The 17,271-nt window shown below is 70.5% G+C and carries 13 protein-coding genes; 3 read left to right on the top strand and 10 right to left on the bottom strand.

The window, feature by feature from the left end; translation table 11 throughout:
- Positions 1-33 precede the first annotated feature (33 nt).
- Positions 34-1,251, bottom strand: a complete 1,218-nt coding sequence (locus BWR60_RS06145; protein ID WP_179221652.1) for an OpgC family protein — start codon at positions 1,249-1,251, stop codon at positions 34-36.
- A gap of 132 nt (positions 1,252-1,383) precedes the next feature.
- Between BWR60_RS06145 and BWR60_RS06140 the strand changes: the two genes are divergently transcribed.
- Together BWR60_RS06140 and BWR60_RS06135 are read left to right on the top strand one after the other, a co-directional pair.
- Complete coding sequence (locus tag BWR60_RS06140) at positions 1,384-2,301, top strand: dienelactone hydrolase family protein (RefSeq protein ID WP_230982970.1); 918 nt, start codon at positions 1,384-1,386, stop codon at positions 2,299-2,301.
- Positions 2,298-4,061, top strand: coding sequence for an acyl-CoA dehydrogenase (locus tag BWR60_RS06135; protein WP_088150132.1), 1,764 nt, complete (start codon positions 2,298-2,300; stop codon positions 4,059-4,061). The genes BWR60_RS06140 and BWR60_RS06135 overlap by 4 nt, the downstream gene beginning before the upstream one ends.
- 130 nt (positions 4,062-4,191) lie before the next feature.
- Here the strand turns inward: BWR60_RS06135 and BWR60_RS06130 are convergent, their stop codons facing one another.
- The 8 genes from BWR60_RS06130 to BWR60_RS38615 form a co-directional block, all read right to left on the bottom strand.
- Positions 4,192-4,893 (bottom strand): glycosyltransferase, encoded by a 702-nt coding sequence (locus tag BWR60_RS06130; RefSeq protein WP_088150131.1) that lies wholly within the window; start codon positions 4,891-4,893, stop codon positions 4,192-4,194.
- Positions 4,894-4,958: 65 nt separating this feature from the next.
- On the bottom strand, positions 4,959-5,903 hold the full coding sequence (locus BWR60_RS06125) for an ABC transporter permease (protein ID WP_088150130.1): 945 nt from the start codon (positions 5,901-5,903) through the stop codon (positions 4,959-4,961).
- Positions 5,900-6,949: an ABC transporter permease gene (locus BWR60_RS06120; protein WP_088150129.1), complete on the bottom strand. Its 1,050-nt coding sequence runs from the start codon at positions 6,947-6,949 to the stop codon at positions 5,900-5,902. The genes BWR60_RS06125 and BWR60_RS06120 overlap by 4 nt, the downstream gene beginning before the upstream one ends.
- 70 nt (positions 6,950-7,019) lie before the next feature.
- Complete coding sequence (locus BWR60_RS06115; protein ID WP_088150128.1) at positions 7,020-8,699, bottom strand: ABC transporter ATP-binding protein; 1,680 nt, start codon at positions 8,697-8,699, stop codon at positions 7,020-7,022.
- A gap of 17 nt (positions 8,700-8,716) precedes the next feature.
- A complete protein-coding gene (locus tag BWR60_RS06110; protein WP_088150127.1) occupies positions 8,717-9,709 on the bottom strand; it encodes a BMP family protein in 993 nt (330 codons plus the stop codon).
- Between the two features lie 97 nt (positions 9,710-9,806).
- Positions 9,807-10,913 (bottom strand): hypothetical protein, encoded by a 1,107-nt coding sequence (locus BWR60_RS06105; RefSeq protein WP_144445530.1) that lies wholly within the window; start codon positions 10,911-10,913, stop codon positions 9,807-9,809.
- 37 nt (positions 10,914-10,950) lie between these two features.
- Positions 10,951-12,123: an isovaleryl-CoA dehydrogenase gene (locus tag BWR60_RS06100; protein ID WP_088150125.1), complete on the bottom strand. Its 1,173-nt coding sequence runs from the start codon at positions 12,121-12,123 to the stop codon at positions 10,951-10,953.
- A 172-nt stretch (positions 12,124-12,295) separates the two neighbouring features.
- Positions 12,296-14,773 carry a calcium-binding protein gene (locus BWR60_RS38615; protein ID WP_179221650.1) on the bottom strand — a complete coding sequence of 826 codons (2,478 nt, stop codon included), beginning with the start codon at positions 14,771-14,773 and terminating at the stop codon, positions 12,296-12,298.
- A 756-nt stretch (positions 14,774-15,529) separates the two neighbouring features.
- On the opposite strand from BWR60_RS38615, the gene BWR60_RS06090 reads away from it, so the two are divergent.
- Entirely contained in the window at positions 15,530-15,832 is a 303-nt protein-coding gene (locus BWR60_RS06090; RefSeq protein ID WP_144445529.1) for a hypothetical protein, read from the top strand.
- A gap of 50 nt (positions 15,833-15,882) precedes the next feature.
- On the opposite strand, the gene mgtE is transcribed toward BWR60_RS06090, so the two are convergent.
- Complete coding sequence (mgtE, locus tag BWR60_RS06085; protein ID WP_230982964.1) at positions 15,883-17,271, bottom strand: magnesium transporter; 1,389 nt, start codon at positions 17,269-17,271, stop codon at positions 15,883-15,885.

Below are 17,271 nucleotides of genomic sequence, written 5' to 3'. Positions count from 1 at the left end.
GGCACACCGGCCGTTTGGTTCGTGGTGACCTGGCTACAGCGCCCGGCGCGGGGCCAGGCGCAGCCGGGCCATGGCCGGGGCCGGCATCGGCGCAGTCCGGGCCGGGCGGATGCGGAAGGCCGGGACCGGCGCAGCCGGCCGGCCGCGGACCGGCTTCCAGGGCTGGCCGTTGAACCAGGCGGCGCCGCGGGCCCAGATCCACAGCAGCGCGATGCCGCCGAGATTGACCGCCAGATGCGGCAGCAGCCCGGCGCCGCTCTGGTCCAGCACGATGCCGCCGATGAAGGACAGCGTCATGCCCAGCAGAAACACCGACAGCGAGTGCCGGCCCATGATCGCCACCGGCTCCGCCCGCTGCGGGGTGATCAGGCCCGGCGCGGCGCGCAGGAGCGACACCACCACATAGGCCAGGGCGAAGAAGTGCAGCAGGCGCAGCGGGCCGTTGTCGGTCTTGCGCGCCAGCGGCTCCAGGATGTCGCGCATGCCGGCGAACAGGCCGCCGTCGAGCCGCACCAGCGACAGCGCCAGCGCCGCGCAGAACACCAGGTAGATCAGCGCCGCGGTGATCCGGCCGCGCGTCGCCTGCGGCACCTCGAACCAGCCGGCGCCGTAGCCGTAGCCGGCGACGAACAGCACCTGCCAGGCGAAGGGGTTGAAGAACCAGCCGCGGCCGGTCGTGCTGTCGGCCACCAGGTTCCAGTCGCCGGCGATGGCGCCGACATACAGCACCGCCGAGGCGGCGACGACCAGGGCCGGCGAGATCCGCGCCAGCAGCACCAGGACCGGGATCGCCGCCAGCAGCAGCATGTACAGCGGCAGGATGTCGAAGTAGTTCGGCACATAGTGCAGCGACAGCAGCGCCACCAGCGACCCGCCCGGGTCCTGGAAGAACCGGTCGATGCCCAGGCGCGAGATGTAGTTCGGCTCGGCGAACATCCGGTTCGCCATGACGATGACGCCGCAGATCACGATGAACAGGCCGATATGGGCGCGGTACAGCTGCCAGACGCGCTGCGCCACCCGGCCCAGGCCCGCCAGGAACCCGGCCCTGTCGAAGCTGCGACCGAACGCCATGGCCGAGGACAGCCCGGCCAGGAAGATGAAGATCTCCGCCGCATCGCTCAGCCCATACATCCGCGGCGTGAACATTCCTGCAATGTTCCCGGGCGTATGGTTTATAAAGATGATGATCAGCGCGAGACCACGAAAGAAATCGATCCGAACGTCCCGTGCCGGCTTCTGTGCGGTCATTTCCTCACTCCGGCTGCATCGGCGCGACGAGGCGATGCATCTGGGGAACGCTTCATACAGGACGAGGTTCCCTGGAAAACCGAGTCGTGGAAGACTGCCGTCCGGTGGGGCGCACGGAGAAGCGGATTGAGCATGTTTCGCCTGTGCATCGTCCTCCTGCTGCTGGCTGCTGCGCCGATTCTGCACCGGCCTGCCCGGGCCCAGGGCATGGCCCCGGCCGAGGCGGTGACGTTCAAGAGCCTGTCCGGCGAGGTGATCACCGGACGCCTGTTCCTGCCCAAGGGCGCGGGCCCTTTCCCGGCCGTGGTCGGGCTGCACGGGTCCGGCGGCTACGCCCCGGCGCATGACCGCTGGGCCACCCGGCTGACCGCCAGCGGCTACGCCATGTTCCTGGTCGACAGCTACACCCCGCGCGGCTATCGCGAGATCGTCTCGGTCGGCCTGTCGACGATCCCGGTCGAGCTGCGCGTGAAGGACGCGGTCGGGGCCCTCGAATACCTGCAAACCCGCAAGGAAATCAATCCCAAGCAGATCGCCGTGCTGGGCTGGTCGCAGGGCGGCACCACCGCGGTCGCCACGACGGCGACGATGCGGACGGCGCTGATCGCCAAGACCGCCCCGCATTTCGCCGCGGCCGTCGCCCTCTACCCCCGCTGCGACCAGTACATGACCAACACCCAGCCGGTCGGCGACACGCCGCTCTTGGTGCTGATGGGCGCGGCCGACTCGGTCACCCCGGCCGCGGCCTGCGACACGCTGTTCGACGCCTGGCTGTCGAAAGGCGCCGCGGTCAGCCTGATCGTCTATCCCGGCATGCAGCACAATTTCGACTTCACCGCCCCGACCACGGCGATGCTGGACCGGGCCCAGGCGATCGCCACCCCGCCGGTGCTGAGCCCGAGCTGGACCCCGGTGGACGATGCCGAGCTCCGCGCCCTGAGCTTCCTCGACAAGCGGCTGGGGCTTGATTTGGGCGTCGGTTCAGTGAAATCTCCCCTTTACGTAAAGGGAAACCCCGCACCAGCGGGGAGCGAGGGAGTCGTCCGATGACCGCCTATGCCGCGCCGATCTCCGACATGCGCTTCGTGCTGCGGCATCTGGTCGGGCTCGACCGCATCGCCGCCTTGCCCGGCAAAAGTGAGACGACGCCGGAGCTGGTCGAGGCGGTGCTGGAGGAGGCGGGCAGGCTGGCCGGCGAGGTGATCGCGCCGCTGAACGCCGTCGGCGACCGCGAGGGCGCCCGGCTGGAGAACGGCGTGGTGCGCACTGCCCCGGGCTTCCGCGAGGCCTATGCCCGGTACCGCGACGGCGGCTGGAACGCCCTGCCCTTCGAGGCGGAATGGGGCGGCCAGGACCTGCCCTGGGCGGTGGCGATGGCGGTAGCGGAGATGTGGCAGTCGGCCAGCCTGGCCTTCGGCCTGTGCCCGGTCTTGAACCAGGGCGCGGTCGAGGCGCTGCAGGCGCATGGCTCGGACGAGCAGAAGCGGACCTACCTGCCCAAGCTGGTCTCCGGCGTCTGGACCGGCACGATGAACCTGACCGAGCCGCAGGCGGGATCCGATGTCGGTGCGGTGCGGACGAAGGCGGAGCGGCAGCCGGACGGCACCTATCGCATCACCGGCCAGAAGATCTTCATCACCTATGGCGACCACGACATGGCCGAGAACATCGTCCATCTCGTGCTGGCCCGCACGCCGGACGCGCCGGCCGGGATCAAGGGCATCAGCCTGTTCCTGGTGCCGAAGCTGCTGCCCGATGCCGACGGCGAGCCGGGCGAGCGCAACGACCTGCGCTGCGTCAGCCTGGAGCACAAGCTGGGCATCCATGCCAGCCCGACCTGCGTCATGGCCTATGGCGATGCCGGCGGCGCCACCGGCTTCCTGATCGGCCAGGAGAACCGCGGCATCGAGTACATGTTCACAATGATGAACAACGCCCGGCTGACCGTCGGTCTGCAGGGCGTGGCGGTGGCCGAGCGCGCCACCCAGGCGGCCGAGGCCTATGCCGCCACCCGGCTCCAGGGCAAGCCGATCGGGGCGGAGAACGGCACGCCGATCGCGGCCCACCCCGATGTCCGCCGCATGCTGCTGTCGATGCGCTGCCTGACTGAGGCGGCGCGGGCCCTGACCTACAGCGCCGGCGCCGCGCTGGACCTGGCCCGCGGCCATCCCGACCCGATCGAGCGCGCCCATGCCCAGGCCCGGGTCGACCTGCTGACCCCGGTGGTGAAGGGCTGGAGCACGGATGTCGGCTGCGAGGTCGCCTCGACCGGCATCCAGGTGCATGGCGGCATGGGCTATATCGAGGAGACCGGCGCCGCCCAGTTCCTGCGCGACGCCCGGATCACCCCGATCTACGAGGGCACCAACGGCATCCAGGCCAACGACCTGGTCTTCCGCAAGGTGGCGCGCGACGGCGGCGTCGCCGCCCGCCAGCTGTTCGAGGAGATGGCGCGGACCCAGGCGGAGCTGGCCGCCCATCCGGCCGCGGCCTCGATCCGCGAGCGTCTGGTGGAGAGCCTGGCGGCGCTGATGGCGGCGACCGACTGGGTGGTGGAGACCGCGCCCGGCACCCCCGCCGCCGTCGCCGCCAGCGCGGTGCACTATCTGCGCATGTTTGGCTTGGTGGCCGGCGGCTGGCTGATGGCCCGGGCGGCGCTGGCCGCGGCGGTCGAGGATGACGACCCGGCGCTGGCCGCGACCAAGCTGGCCCATGCCCGCTTCTTCGCCGACCAGTTCCTGCCCCAGGCCGCATCCCTGCTGCTGCCGATCACCGAGGGGTGGCGGAGCGTGGTCGATGGGGCTGCCTGACCATTGCCGTCCCCCGAACCGTCATCGCGAGGAGCGAAGCGACGTGGCGATCCAGGGGCCGGCGCGCGCCGGCCCGGATTGCTTCGCCTTCGGCTCGCAATGACGGGTCAGGAAACGGGCAAACCGGACTTCAGGCGTGGATCCCCAGCCGCTGCACCTCGGCCGCGGCGTCACGCCATTCCTGGGCGTAGTCGACATCCTGGTAGTTCTCGAACCAGGGGCCACCGCGGGTGTAGTGCACCGCCTGCGGCGTGCCCTTCGCCGGCTTCGGGTACCAGCCCTCGAGCCAGTTCCAGCCGGTGTCCAGCGAGCCGATCTGCTCGTCGGCCAGCCACTGGAAGCGGTGCAGGAAGGCGCCGGTCTCGCGGTTCACCACCTCCGGCGTCAGCCCGGCGTTCGCCGGGTGGCCGCAGTTGAACAGCATCAGGCTGGACCAGTTCTTGCGCGGATAGGCCGCCTGCGGCTTGCCGTCCATCTTCACCGCCTCCTTTGGCTGATAGTCGTGCTGCACGACCATCACCGCATAGCGGTCCTGGGCCTGGGCGAAGAGGTCGGCGATGTCGCCGAACCACAGGAAGTCGCAGTCGCAGAACACCGCCCAGCCCCGGTACCCGGCCAGGGCCGGCACCAGGAAGCGGCTGAAGGTGAACTCGGTCGAGCCCAGCGTGTCGACCGGGCGGGTGTAGATGCCCTGGGCCCGCAGCTCCGGCAGCTTCAGGGCCGAGACCTCCACCGGCTTCGACGCGTGCTGCAGCACCGAATGACGGCAGACCTGCCACGCGATGTCCTCGCGTGAATCGTAACCGACATAGAGGCGCAGCGCTTCGCTCATTCCCATACTCCCGCCTTGCGACCGGCTCGCAACTGTCCCTCCCTAGCACGGGCGGGAACCATAGTCTAACGCTCCCCCTTCCGATAAGGCACCATCAGCGCCTTCGGCACCGCGGCGCGGCGCGACATGGCGATCAGGGCGAGGACGCTGAGCAGGTAGGGCAGCATCAGGAAGATCTGGTAGGGCACCGCCCCGCCGGCGAGCTGCTGCAGCCGCACCTGGAAGGCGTCGAAGGCGCCGAACAGCAGGGCGCCGAGCAGCGCCTTGCCCGGCCGCCAGGAGGCGAAGACCACCAGGGCGACGCACACCCAGCCGCGGCCGGCCACCATCTCGAAGAAGAAGGCGTTGAAGGCCGACATGGTCAGGAAGGCGCCGCCCACCGCCATCAGCGCCGACCCGGCCATCACCGCGCCGAGGCGGATGGCGACGACGTCGAGCCCTTGCGCCTCCGCCGCCGCCGAGTTCTCGCCGACCGCGCGCAGGGCCAGACCGAGCGGCGTGCGGTACAACACCCAGGCGGTGACGGCGACGGCGGCCAGCGCCAGATAGGTCAGCGGCGTCTGCTGGAACAGCACCGGGCCGATCCAGGGCAGGTCCGACAGGCCGGGCAGCGCCACCGGCTGGAACGGCTCGATCCGCGGCGGAGTCGAGGCGTTCGGCAGCACCATGCGGTAGGTGAAGTAGGACAGGCTGGTGGCCAGCAGCGTGACGCCGATGCCGGTGACGTGCTGCGACAGGCCGAGCGGCACGGTGAGAAGCGCGTGCAGCAGGCCGAAGGCGGCCCCCACCCCGGCGGCGAAGACCACGCCGGTCCACAGGTCGCCGCCCTGGTACACCCACATCCAGCCGGCCATGGCGCCGGCGGTGAAGATGCCCTCGATGCCGAGATTCAGCACTCCGGCGCGCTCGCAGATGAGCTCGCCCAGCGTGCCGAAGACCAGCGGCGTGGCGATGCGCAGCGCCGCCGCCCAGAAGCTGGCGGCCAGGAGGATGTCGAGCACCTCGCTCATCGCCACCGCACCCGGTAGCGCAGGACGATGCCGGACAACAGCACCGTCAGCAGCGAGGTGGCGACCACCAGGTTGGCGATGTAGCTGGAGACGCCGATCGCCCGGCTCATGCTGTCGGCCCCGACGAAGACCGCGGCGACGAACAGCGCCGCCAGCAGCACGCCCAGCGCATGCAGCTGCGCCAGCATGGCGACGACGATGCCGGCATAGCCGTAGCCGGGCGACAGGTCCTGGCTGAGATAGCCCTTCAGCCCCGCCACCTCCCCCACCCCGGCCAGGCCGGCCAGGGCGCCGGAGATCAGGCCGACGCGCAGCATCACCCGTCCGACCGGCATGCCGGCGAAGCGAGCCGCCGACGGGTTGGCGCCGGTGGCCCGCATCTCGAAGCCCCAGATGGTGCGGGTGGTCATCAGCCAGACCAGGATGGCCGCGACCACGGCGACGATCAGCCCCGCATGCACGCGGGTGCGCGGGATCAGCTTCGGCAGGGCGGCGGCGTCGAGCACCGGCGTGGATTGCGGCCAGCCCATGCCCATCGGGTCCTTCATCGGCCCTTCCAGCATCATCGAGATGAAGAGCAGCACGACGAAGTTGAGCAGCAGCGTCGTCACCACCTCGTCGACGCCGAGCCGGGTCTTCAAGAGCGTCGGCCCCGCCATCCACAACCCGCCGGCCAGCGCCCCGGCCAGCAGGACCAGCGGCAGCAGCGCCCAGGCGGGCCAATCGAGCGCGCCGGAGCCCAGCGCCGTCGCCGCCAGGGCGCCGAGATAGAGCTGCCCCTCCGCCCCGATGTTCCAAAGCTTCGCCCGGAAGGCGACGGTGGCGGCCAGGCCGGTCAGCACCAGCGGGGTGGCGCGGGACAGCGTCTCGGCGACGGCGAAGCGCGAGCCGAAGGCGCCTTGGATCATCACCCCATACGCCTGCAGCACCGGCGCGCCCGCCCAGAGCAGCGGGATGGCGCAAAGCAGCAGCGCCAGCAGCGCGGCGCCGGCCGAGGCGCCGAGCATCAGCAGCGGCGAGGCGCGCTCGCGGGGTTCAAGCCGCATCGGCCGGCTCCTGCCCCATAGGCGCTGACTTAAGGCTGGGCTTGCGTAATGGCACGGTCGGCTTTCCCCCTCACCCTCCCGACCCTGACGGGTCGGGCCCCTCCCTCTCCCCGAGGAGAGGGGAGACGCGCAGCCCCTTCACCTCTCCTTGGGGAGAGGTCGAAATCGCGTCGGCGATTTCGGGTGAGGGGGTGGCCCCGGCCTCTCCGCTGATCTCGCCGCCTGCCGGCTCCTGCCCCGCCATCATCAGGCCCAATGCGCGGATGGTCAGCCGCTCCGCCGGCCAGGGTTCGGTCAGGCGGCCGCGGTACATGACCGCGATGCGGTCGGACAACGCGAACAGCTCATCGAGGTCCTCCGATACCAGCAGCACCCCGGCGCCGCGATCGCGCGCGGCCAGCAGCCTGCCATGGATCTCCGCCACCGCGCCGACATCCAGGCCGCGGGTCGGCTGGCAGGCCAGGACCAGGCCGGGCGACCGCTCCAGCACCCGGCCGAGGATCAGCTTCTGCATATTGCCGCCCGACAGCAGCCGGGTGCGCGCCTCCGGCCCCGGGCAGCGCACATCGTAATCCGCGATCAGCCGCCGCGCCCGGTCGCGCAGCACAACACGGCGCAGCAGGCCGGCCCTCTGCGCCTCCGGCCGGCGATACGCCTCCAGCGCCGCGTTCTCCCACACCGCCATGTCGCCGACGACGCCGTCGCGATGGCGGTCCTCCGGGATGCGGCCGACCCCGGCTGCGACCATGGCGGCGGGGGAGCCGAGCGGCGCCGGGCGGTCGAACAGCGTGACCCGGCCGGAGTCCGGCGCAGCCAGGCCCGCGACCAGATCTGCCAGCGCCGCCTGGCCGTTGCCGGAGACGCCGGCGATGCCCACCACCTCGCCGCCGCGCAGGGTGAGCGAGACGCCGTCGAGCAGCGCCCGGCCGCCGGGGCCGCGCAGGGTGACGCCGTCCAGCGCCAGCACCGCGGCGCCGGGCGCGGCCGGGCGCCTCTGCACCTCGGCGACGGTGCGGCCGACCATGGCCTCGGCGAGGGCCGCGCGGTCGACGCCTGCAGTCGCCATCTCCGCCGCTACCCTTCCGGCGCGCAGCACCACGACGCGGCGGCTGATCGCCAGCACCTCGCCCAGCTTGTGCGAGATGAAGACGATGGCCAGCCCCTGCCCCGCCAGCCGGCGCAGCACCGCGAACAGGCCGTCGGCCTCCTGCGGCGTCAGCACCGCCGTCGGCTCGTCCAGGATCAGCACCCGGGCGTCGCGGTACAGCGCCTTGAGGATCTCGACCCGCTGCCGCTCGCCGACCGACAGGCCGGAGACCGGGGCGTCGAGCGGCACGGCCAGGCCCGAGGCCTCGATCAGCACCGCCAGCTTCGCCCGCGCCCCGCGCCGCCGCAGCGCCGGGCGCCACAGCGGCTGCGAGCCGAGCACGATGTTGTCGAAGACGCTGAGATTGTCGGCCAGGGCGAAGTGCTGGTGCACCATGCCGATGCCGGCGGCGAGCGCAGCCTGGGGCGAGCCCGGGCGCAGCGGCACGAGGACGCCATCCGCCCCCGCCGCCTCGACCGTCCCGGCATCGGCCAGGTAATGGCCGAACAGGATGTTCATCAGCGTGGTCTTGCCGGCGCCGTTCTCGCCGAGCAGCGCCAGCACCTCGCCGCGGGCGAGGTCGAGGTCGATGCCGTCATTGGCGAGCAGCGCGCCGAAGCGCTTGGTGATGCCGCGCAGGCGCAAGGCCGGAGCGGCATCCACGGGATCGGAACCGGGCGTCACAGCGTCGGCTTCGGCTCGCTGTCGTCGACCTTGACCGTGAAGGCCCCGCTCTCGATCTCCTTCTGCCGGGCGGCCACCCTGTCGATGATCGCCTGGTCGACCAGCTTCGGGTCCAGCGGGGCCAGCGTGGCGCCGCCCGCCTTCATGGCGCTGTAGGGGCCGTAATCCTCGGCCTTCCAGCTGCCGCCGGCGACCGCCTTCAGCGCGCGGTCGATGGTCGGCTCCATCTGCCACAGCGCGCTGGCCACCACCGTGCCGGGATATTCCGACTGGGTGTCGATGACGTTGCCGATGGCCAGCACCTTGCGCTCCTTGGCCGCGTCGGAGACGCCGTAGCGCTCGGCATACAGCACGTCCGCGCCGGCATCGACCATGGCGAAGGCCGCCTCCTTGGCCTTGGGCGGGTCGTACCAGGAGCCGATGAAGGTGATCGAGAACTTGACCTGCGGGTTGACCTCCAGCGCCCCGGCCATGAAGGCGTGCATCAGCCGGTTCACCTCCGGGATCGGATAGCCGCCGACCATGCCGATGGTGTTCGACCTGGTCTTCAGCCCCGCCACCATGCCGGTGAGGTAGGAGGCGTCCTGGATGTAATTGTCGAAGACCGAGAAGTTCGGCTCGACCGGCGGCAGGCTGGAGCCCATCAGGAAGGCGGTGTCGGGATAGTCCTTGGCCACCGCCCGCGCGCCGCGCTCGACCCCGAAGGCCTCGCCGATGATCAGCTTCTTGCCGGCCTCGGCATATTCACGCATGACGCGCTCATAGTCGGTGTTCGACGTGTTCTCGGAATAGACGTAGTCGATCTCGCCGCGTGCCTCGGCCGCCTTCAGCGCCTTGTGGAGGCGGCTGACCCATTGCTGCTCGACCGGCACGGTGTAGACCGCCGCCACCTGCAGCTTGTCCGCCGCCCGCGCCTGCGGCAGCGCCGCGGCCCCGAGCATCGCCACCGCCGCGCCGAGCAGCGCCCGGCGACCCCAACGTCCCAGCATGAAAGCCCCCTTGCTTGTTGATTTTCTGACCAGCCGGTCAAGTGTGCAGAAACCGGCGCGAGGCGCAACAGGGCGTCCGCCCCGGCCGGCACAGGGCCTACAGCGTCCGGGCGTTGCCCTTCAGGATCCTGCCGGACATGGCGGGCCGGCCCGGAGCCGTGAAGGTCACGCTGTCCCCGGCAACCGAGAGTGTGGCGCAGTCGCCCTCCAGGGGAGCCTTCGCTCTGGCCGAGAACACGCAGAAGCGCCCGTCATTCCACAGCGACCAGCGGACGGGCTCGGGCTTGCCCTCGCCGCCGCCCTGGAGAGCACGGCCGGTCCCGTCGGCCTGGAGATAGAAGGTCGTCTCCTCGCCGGGCCGATCGGGCCTGGCGAAGACCAGCGTGTTCCCGGCCAGGGCATCGATCATCGCCCTGGTCGCGGGCGTCGCCGGGGCCAGGCCGCGGGCATCGCCGTCCAGCAGCCTGCCATAGGCGGCGCGCCCGTCCCGGCCCGCCAGGGTCACGCGGTCGCCGGTGATCGAGACGGTGAGGCAATCCCCGTCCGCGGGCCCCTTCCCGGCATCGGTGAAGCACAGCCGCCCGTCGTCCCGAAGCGACCACCGAAAGGCGTCCGGCGTCTCGGCGGCGTTGTCCTGCCGGGTACTCCGCCCGGTTCCGTCGGCCAGGAAATAGAAGGCGGCCACCTCGCCGGAGCCGCCGAGCGGCATCAGCACCACGGTGTTGCCGGCCAGGCTCCGGGCCGCCGCCTTGCCGGTGACCGGGCTCTTCGCACCTGCAGGATCCAGCTGCCAGGCGTCGCCGCGCAGGACCTTGCCGGCCACGGCCGGCCCGTCCTTCGGCGCCAGGGTCGCCGTGTCGCCGGCAATCGAGAGCGTGACGCAGTCACCGTCCGAAGCCGTGCCGGAGGGGTCGCTCACGCAGAACAGCCCGTCGGACCGGAACGCCCATTGCACGGCCCGCGGCGGATCGGCGACGCCGCCCTTCCGCTCGGCGACCCGGCCGGTCCCGTCCGGCAGCATGAAGACGGCCGATTCCCCGCCGGGCTGGTCGGGCCGCGTCACCACCAGCGTGTTGCCGACCAGGGCCTCCACCGCCGGCCAGCCATCGATCGTGCCCGGCGTGTCCGCCGCCCGCGCCGGAGCGCCGACGGCCAACGCCGACATCGCCGCCGTGGCCAGCACGAGCCCCCTCGCCCATTTCATGCCTCGCCCCCTCACTGGTGCACCGCGACGCCCGCCGTCAGCCCCTGAGCCCGATCACCTCGCGACCGATCAGCATGCGGCGCACCTCGGAGGTGCCGGCGCCGATCTCGTACAGCTTGGCGTCGCGCAGCAGGCGGCCGGTGGCGAAGTCGTTGATGTAGCCGTTGCCGCCCAGCGCCTGGATCGCCTGCAGCGCCATCCAGGTCGCCTTCTCGGCGGCGTAGAGGATGGCGCCGGCCGAATCCTGCCGGGTCACCCGGCCGCGGTCGCAGGCCTGGCCGACGGCGTAGACATAGGCGCGGCTGGCGTTGAGGGCGACATACATGTCGGCCACCTTGCCCTGCATCAGCTGGAACTCGCCGATCGGCCGGCCGAACTGCTGCCGGTCGCGGACATAGGGCAGGACGATGTCGAGGCAGGCCTGCATGATGCCGAGCGGCCCGGCCGCCAGCACCGTGCGCTCGTAATCCAGGCCGCTCATCAGCACGCGCACGCCCTCGCCGACCCGGCCGAGCACATTCTCCTCCGGCACCTCGCAATCCTGGAACACCAGCTCGCAGGTGTTGGAGCCGCGCATGCCGAGCTTGTCGAGCTTCTGCGCAGTGGAGAAGCCCTTGAACCCCTTCTCGACCAGGAAGGCGGTGATGCCGCGTGGCCCGGCCGCCGGATCGGTCTTGGCATAGACCACCAGCGTGTCGGCGTCGGGGCCGTTGGTGATCCACATCTTGTTGCCGTTGAGGATGTAGCGGTCGCCCTTCTTCTCCGCCCTCAGCTTCATGCCGACGACGTCGGAGCCGGCGCCGGGCTCGGACATCGCCAGCGCCCCGACATGCTCGCCCGCGATCAGCTTCGGCAGGTAGCGGCGCTTCTGCTCTTCCGTGCCGTTCAGCTTGATCTGGTTGACGCAGAGATTGGAATGGGCGCCGTAGGACAGGCCGACCGAGGCGGAGGCGCGGGAGATCTCCTCCATCGCCACGATGTGCTCGAGATAGCCCATCCCGGCGCCGCCATACTCCTCGTCGACCGTGACGCCGAGGACGCCGAGGTCGCCCATCTTGCGCCACAGATCCATCGGGAACTGATTGTCGCGGTCGATGTCGGCGGCGCGCGGCGCGATCTCTGCCGCGGCGAAGCCGTGGACCGAATCACGCAGCATGTCGGCGGTGTCGCCGAGCATGAAGTCGAGGCCTTGCGGCGCGTTGGGGATCATGGCGGCGTCGCTCCCGGTGTCGATGTTTCCGGCACTCTAGCGCAGCGCGCGCAACAAAAGAAAAGCCCCGCGACGCCGAGGCATCGCGGGGCTTGTGCGGAAGGAGGGAACGGGGACCCGGACGCTCGTGGGCCAAGCGTCCGGGCCGATCCCCCCGACCGGCCGAAGCCGATCAGAGCACGAAGTCGCCGATCACCAGAGCGGCCGCGCCCTTGACCTGGACCTCGAAGTCGGCATGGCCGTCGCCATTGACGTCGCCGCTGAGGATCCCGCCCTGGAAGTGCAGCTGACCAGCGACGCCGGTGAAGTTGGCCCCGCCGATGAAGGTGAAGGCCTGATCACCGGCGACCTTGGTGTTGGCGTCGATGTAGTGCAGGTCGATCTTGTCGCCCTGGCTGTGGCTGAAGTCGGTGATCACGTCCCGGCCCGCGCCGACCACCGAATGGGCGATCGACTGGAACCGGAAGGTGTCGGCACCCGCGCCGCCGGTGAGGGTGTCGGTGCCCGCACCACCGTCGAGGACGTCGTTGCCCGCCTTACCGTCGAGGATGTCGTTACCGGCCAGGCCGGCGAGGCCGTTGGCGGTATCGTTGCCCCAGATGGTGTTGGCGGCGGCGTTGCCGACGCCCAGCGAGCCCGAACCGGCCGCCAGCATCAGGTTCTCGACGTTGTCGGCCAGGGTCCAGCTCTTGGTCGAGACGACCCAGTCGATCCCGCCGTCGGCCTGCTCCTGGGTCCGATCACCGGTGTTGTCGACGTAGTAGGTGTCGTTGCCCGCGCCGCCGATCATGATATCGGCGCCCGCGCCACCGACGATCACGTCGTTGCCGAGGCCACCCGTGATGGTGTCGTTGCCGGCATCACCGTAGAGGGTGTCGGCGCCCGTGCCGCCGTCGATCCGGTCGTCGCCAGCGGCGCCGTGGACCACGTCGTTGCCGAGATAGCCGTTCAGGTGATCGGCATTGGCCGTGCCGTTCAGATGATCGGCCGAGCCGACGGTGTCGCCGACGATGTTGGCCAGCGAGTTGGCGCCGAGGCCGACGACGTTCAGCACCGAGCCCAGCAGGCCGGTCACGACGCTGAGCGGGCCGACATGCGACAGGCCGCCGACGTCGATGCTGGTGACCGCGTCACCCAGCGAGGACAGGATGGTGTCCAGCGCCGCCTCGAGGGTGTTGCCGCCGCCGAGCAGGCTGCCCAGCACGCCATGCAGGTCCAGGATGCCGCCGAGGCCGTCGCCGCCCAGCAGGCCGCCGAGCACGCCCTCGACCGTCGACAGGACGCCGCCGAGGATGCCCTCGACCAGGCCGCCGATATTGCCGAGATCGACGCCGCCCAGGCCGCCGCCGAGGACGTCGCCGCCCAGCAGGCCGTCGAGCAGGCCGGTGACGGTGCCGAGGACGCCGCCGAGCAGGTCGCCGCCCAGCAGGTCGCCGCCGAGCAAGCCGCCCAGCAGGCCTTCGACCGTGCTCAGGACGCCGCCCAGCAGGTCGCCGCCGCCGGTGATGCCGCCCAGCAGGTCGCCCAGCACGCCGGTGAGGCTGCCCAGCAGATCGCCACCCAGCAGGTCGCCGCCGAGGACGCCGTTCAGCAGACCGGTGACGGTGCCGAGCAGGCCGCCCAGCAGGTCGCCGTCCAGCAGGCCGCCGCCGATGCCGCCCAGCAGGTCGCCGCCCAGCAGGCCGTTCAGCAGGTCGCCGACCGAGCCGAGCAGGCCGCCCAGCAGGTCGCCGCCGAGCAGGTCGCCGCCCAGCAGGCCGCCGACGATGCCCTCGACCGCGCCGAGCAGACCGCCCAGCAGGTCGCCGCCGCCGGTGATGCCGCCCAGCGCGCCGCCCAGCACGTCGCCGCCGCCCAGGACGCCACCCAGCAGGCCCTGGACCAGGTCGAGCACGCCGCCCAGCAGGTCGCCGCCCAGCAGGTCGCCGCCGAGCAAGCCGCCCAGCAGGTCGTTCACACTGCCCAGCAGGCCGTCGAGCAGGTCGCCGCCCAGCAGGCCGCCGAGCAGGTCGCCACCCAGCAGGTCGCCGCCAAGGACGCCGTTCAGCAGGTCGCCGACGGTGTCGAGCACGCCGCCGAGCAGGCCGCCGTCCAGCAGGCCGCCGAGCAGATCGCTGCCGCCCAGGATGCCGCCGAGCAGGCCGTCGACCGTCTCGAGCAGGCCGCCGAGGATGCCGCCGGCGTTGCCGCCGAGGACGCCGCCCAGCAGGTCGCCGTCGAGGATGCCGCCCAGCAGGCCGCTGACCGTGTCGAGCACGCCGCCGAGGACGCCGCCCAGCAGGTCGCCATGCAGGATGTTGCCGAGGAGATCCTCGACCCCGCCGAGCAGGCCGCCGGTCAGGTCACTGCCGAGCGCGCCGCCGAGCAGGCCGTTGAGCAGCCCGTCGACCAGTCCCAAGACGCCGCCGAGGAGCCCTTCGCCCTCGGAGGAGCCCAGGATCAGGCCGTCCAGGGAGCCCAGGACGCTCTTCACCGTGCCGATCACGCCGCTGAGGAGATCTTCGCTGAGAAGATTCCCGAGCAGACCATCGTTTCCGAGCAGACCGCCGAGAAGGCCGTCGCTGCCCAGCAGGCCGCCGAGGAGACCGTCATTGCCCAGCAAGCCGCCGAGCAGTCCGTCATCTCCGAGCAGGCCGTCAAGAAGACCCATTGTTTTCCTCCTCCAAAAACTCTTGCCAAGCCGACAGCCCGGCCGCCGCCCACAGGGCTAGCCAGCCGGCATTCAGGCAAAAAACGATAGGGCTGTCCATGGAAATTCCCGTTTTTTACTTTTCAAAGACGAAATAGACGGATGAAATTGACTCCGGATAAATTCTGTCAGCCAAGCTAGTTCTTTCATTTCTCGATATAAGTCACATTATTACTTTGTTAGTATAATTTTATTTCTGAATGCGCTTCATGCACGCCCGTTTGCTGCGCGTAATATGTCCTTGATCCGACAGAGTTCCGGGGATGTCGGAAGGGCCCTCCGCGACTCGTTCGGCAGCGGGCTTGGGACGCAGCCTCGGTCCTGAGACCGGTGGCAAAATGCCGGGCCCGAGGCACCACCGCCCGTCACGGCGGCCGGCTTTGCTTCCCGCTGTTCTTGCAGCATGTCGAAAATGTGACACAAATTCCCCGGGGTCTTTGAGCGAATCAGCAATGGGCGAATGGAATCCCAGCCGGGTGGAGGCGGCGACTGCCGCTGATCTTGCCGGACCGCCGTGGCGCCTCGGCCCGGTTGTCATGGGACGGTCGCATTGCCGGCCCCGGCGGGGTAGACTCCTCCACCAGGGTCAACTCAAGGCTCGGCGAGAACGGCTGGACACCGGGCGCGATCGCCTCGTACAACCCTGGGTATTCATGACGGGATATGCACTGCACTTGAGCAGTAGCCCCGGATCCGGTGAGGGAGGGCATTTTGAACGTGGAATCCACTGGCATTAGCGAAGCCGATCTGCGCGACGCATTGAAGAAGCTGGCGGTGGCGAGCGACCTGCGCTTCGGCCAGGTGGTCGGCCTGGCCGCGCTGATCGCGCTGCTGCCGGGCGTCGAGACCATCAGTGAGGAGAAGGTCAAGGAGCTCGTCGAGCACCTGACCCGGGGCGTGCCGGGCGGCCAGAATCTCACCATCCCGGCGGTCAACATCGCCAACAACGTGATCAAGGCCGCGCGCGAGGCCAAGGGCGTCAGCATCGCCGGCAGCACCGGCACCGTCGGCACCGCCTGAGGCGGATGGATCGACCCCCATCCCGCGGTCCGGCGGGATGGGGCGACGGTTCAGAGCAGGATCAAGGCGGCCAGGCCGAGAAAGGCGAAGAAGCCGACCACGTCGGTGACGGTGGTCAGGAACACGCCGCTGGACACCGCCGGATCAACCCCGAAGCGCTGCAGCGCCAGCGGGATCACAGTCCCCGAGAAGGCGGCGGCCAGCAGGTTGATGATCATGGCCGCGCCGATCACCACCGCCAGGCGCGGATCCGAGAACCACAGCCACACCACCCCGCCCGCGATCGCCGCGAACAGCAGGCCGTTGATCACGCCGACCAGCACCTCCTTCCACAGGATGCGGACGGCGTTGCTGTCGGTCAGCTCGCGCATCGCCAGCGCCCGCACCGCCACGGTCAGGGTCTGGGTGCCGGCATTGCCGCCCATCGAGGCGACGATCGGCATCAGCACCGCCAGCGCCACCACCTTGCTGATCGTCTCCTCGAACAGGCCGATCACCGACGAGGCCAGCACCGCGGTCAGCAGGTTGACGAACAGCCAGGAGAAGCGCGAGCGCGTGGTCGCGGCGACGTCGCGATACAGGTCGCTCTGCTCGCCGATGCCGCCGAGGCGGAAGATGTCCTCCTCCGCCTCCTCGTCGATGACGTCGACCACGTCGTCCAGGGTGATGACGCCGAGCAGCTTGCCGTCGCGGTCGACCACCGGTGCCGAGACCATGCCGTAGCGCCGGAACAGCAGCGCCACCTCCTCCTGGTCCATCTCCGCCGGGATCGGATGGATGTCCTCCAGCCCGAGCTCCGCCAGCTTCGCCGGCCGGCGGCCGCGCAGGAAGCGCGACAGGGGTAGCTGGCCGCTGGGCTTGCCGTGCACATCGACCAGGAACAGGCTGTAGAACTCGTCCGGCAGCGCCTCGGCGGTGCGCAGCCAGTCGATGGTCTTGCCGACGGTCCAGTAGTCCGGCACCGACACCAGCTCGCGCTGCATCAGGCGGCCGGCGGAGTATTCCGGGAAGTCGAGGCCCTCGAGCAGGAGCCGCCGCTCCTCGGCCGGGATGTTGGCCAGGACCGCATCGCGCTCGCCCTCATCGAGGGTCTCGATCAGGGCCAGCGCGTCGTCGGAATCGAGCTCCTGCAGCGCCGCGGCGACGTCCTGCGGCCCGAGCAGGTCCAGCACCTCCTGCCGGACATCCTCGTTCAGCCAGGCCAGCGCCTCGGCGTCGGTGGTCAGCTGCACCCGGATCAGCCCGACGACGACGCGCCGGTCGTCCGGGTGCAGCGCCTCGAGCAGCGCCGCCAGGTCGGCGGAGTGGAGCGGCGCCAGCCGCTCCTCCACCTCGGCGAGGCGGTGGTCGTCCAGCGCCTCCTCGATCTCCTGCACGAAGCCGGGCGGCAGGCCGTATTCCTGGGCGTCCGCCGGTTGCGGGTCGGGCGCCGTGACCAC

This window comes from Inquilinus limosus, from assembly GCF_002195995.1.
GTDB lineage: Bacteria > Pseudomonadota > Alphaproteobacteria > DSM-16000 > Inquilinaceae > Inquilinus > Inquilinus limosus_C.
The sequence above is the reverse complement of the archived record's forward strand: the minus strand, read 5'-3'. Positions and strand labels throughout refer to the sequence as shown.

Excerpts from the sequence above, each read along its gene's own strand:
- BWR60_RS06105 (WP_144445530.1), bottom strand. The coding sequence starts at position 10,913 with ATGAAATGGGCGAGGGGGCTCGTGCTGGCCACGGCGGCGATGTCGGCG.
- BWR60_RS06140 (WP_230982970.1), top strand. The coding sequence starts at position 1,384 with ATGTTTCGCCTGTGCATCGTCCTCCTGCTGCTGGCTGCTGCGCCGATT.
- BWR60_RS06125 (WP_088150130.1), bottom strand. The coding sequence starts at position 5,903 with ATGAGCGAGGTGCTCGACATCCTCCTGGCCGCCAGCTTCTGGGCGGCG.
- BWR60_RS06130 (WP_088150131.1), bottom strand. The coding sequence starts at position 4,893 with ATGAGCGAAGCGCTGCGCCTCTATGTCGGTTACGATTCACGCGAGGAC.
- BWR60_RS38615 (WP_179221650.1), bottom strand. The coding sequence starts at position 14,773 with ATGGGTCTTCTTGACGGCCTGCTCGGAGATGACGGACTGCTCGGCGGC.
- BWR60_RS06120 (WP_088150129.1), bottom strand. The coding sequence starts at position 6,949 with ATGCGGCTTGAACCCCGCGAGCGCGCCTCGCCGCTGCTGATGCTCGGC.
- BWR60_RS06135 (WP_088150132.1), top strand. The coding sequence starts at position 2,298 with ATGACCGCCTATGCCGCGCCGATCTCCGACATGCGCTTCGTGCTGCGG.
- BWR60_RS06110 (WP_088150127.1), bottom strand. The coding sequence starts at position 9,709 with ATGCTGGGACGTTGGGGTCGCCGGGCGCTGCTCGGCGCGGCGGTGGCG.
- BWR60_RS06100 (WP_088150125.1), bottom strand. The coding sequence starts at position 12,123 with ATGATCCCCAACGCGCCGCAAGGCCTCGACTTCATGCTCGGCGACACC.
- BWR60_RS06145 (WP_179221652.1), bottom strand. The coding sequence starts at position 1,251 with ATGACCGCACAGAAGCCGGCACGGGACGTTCGGATCGATTTCTTTCGT.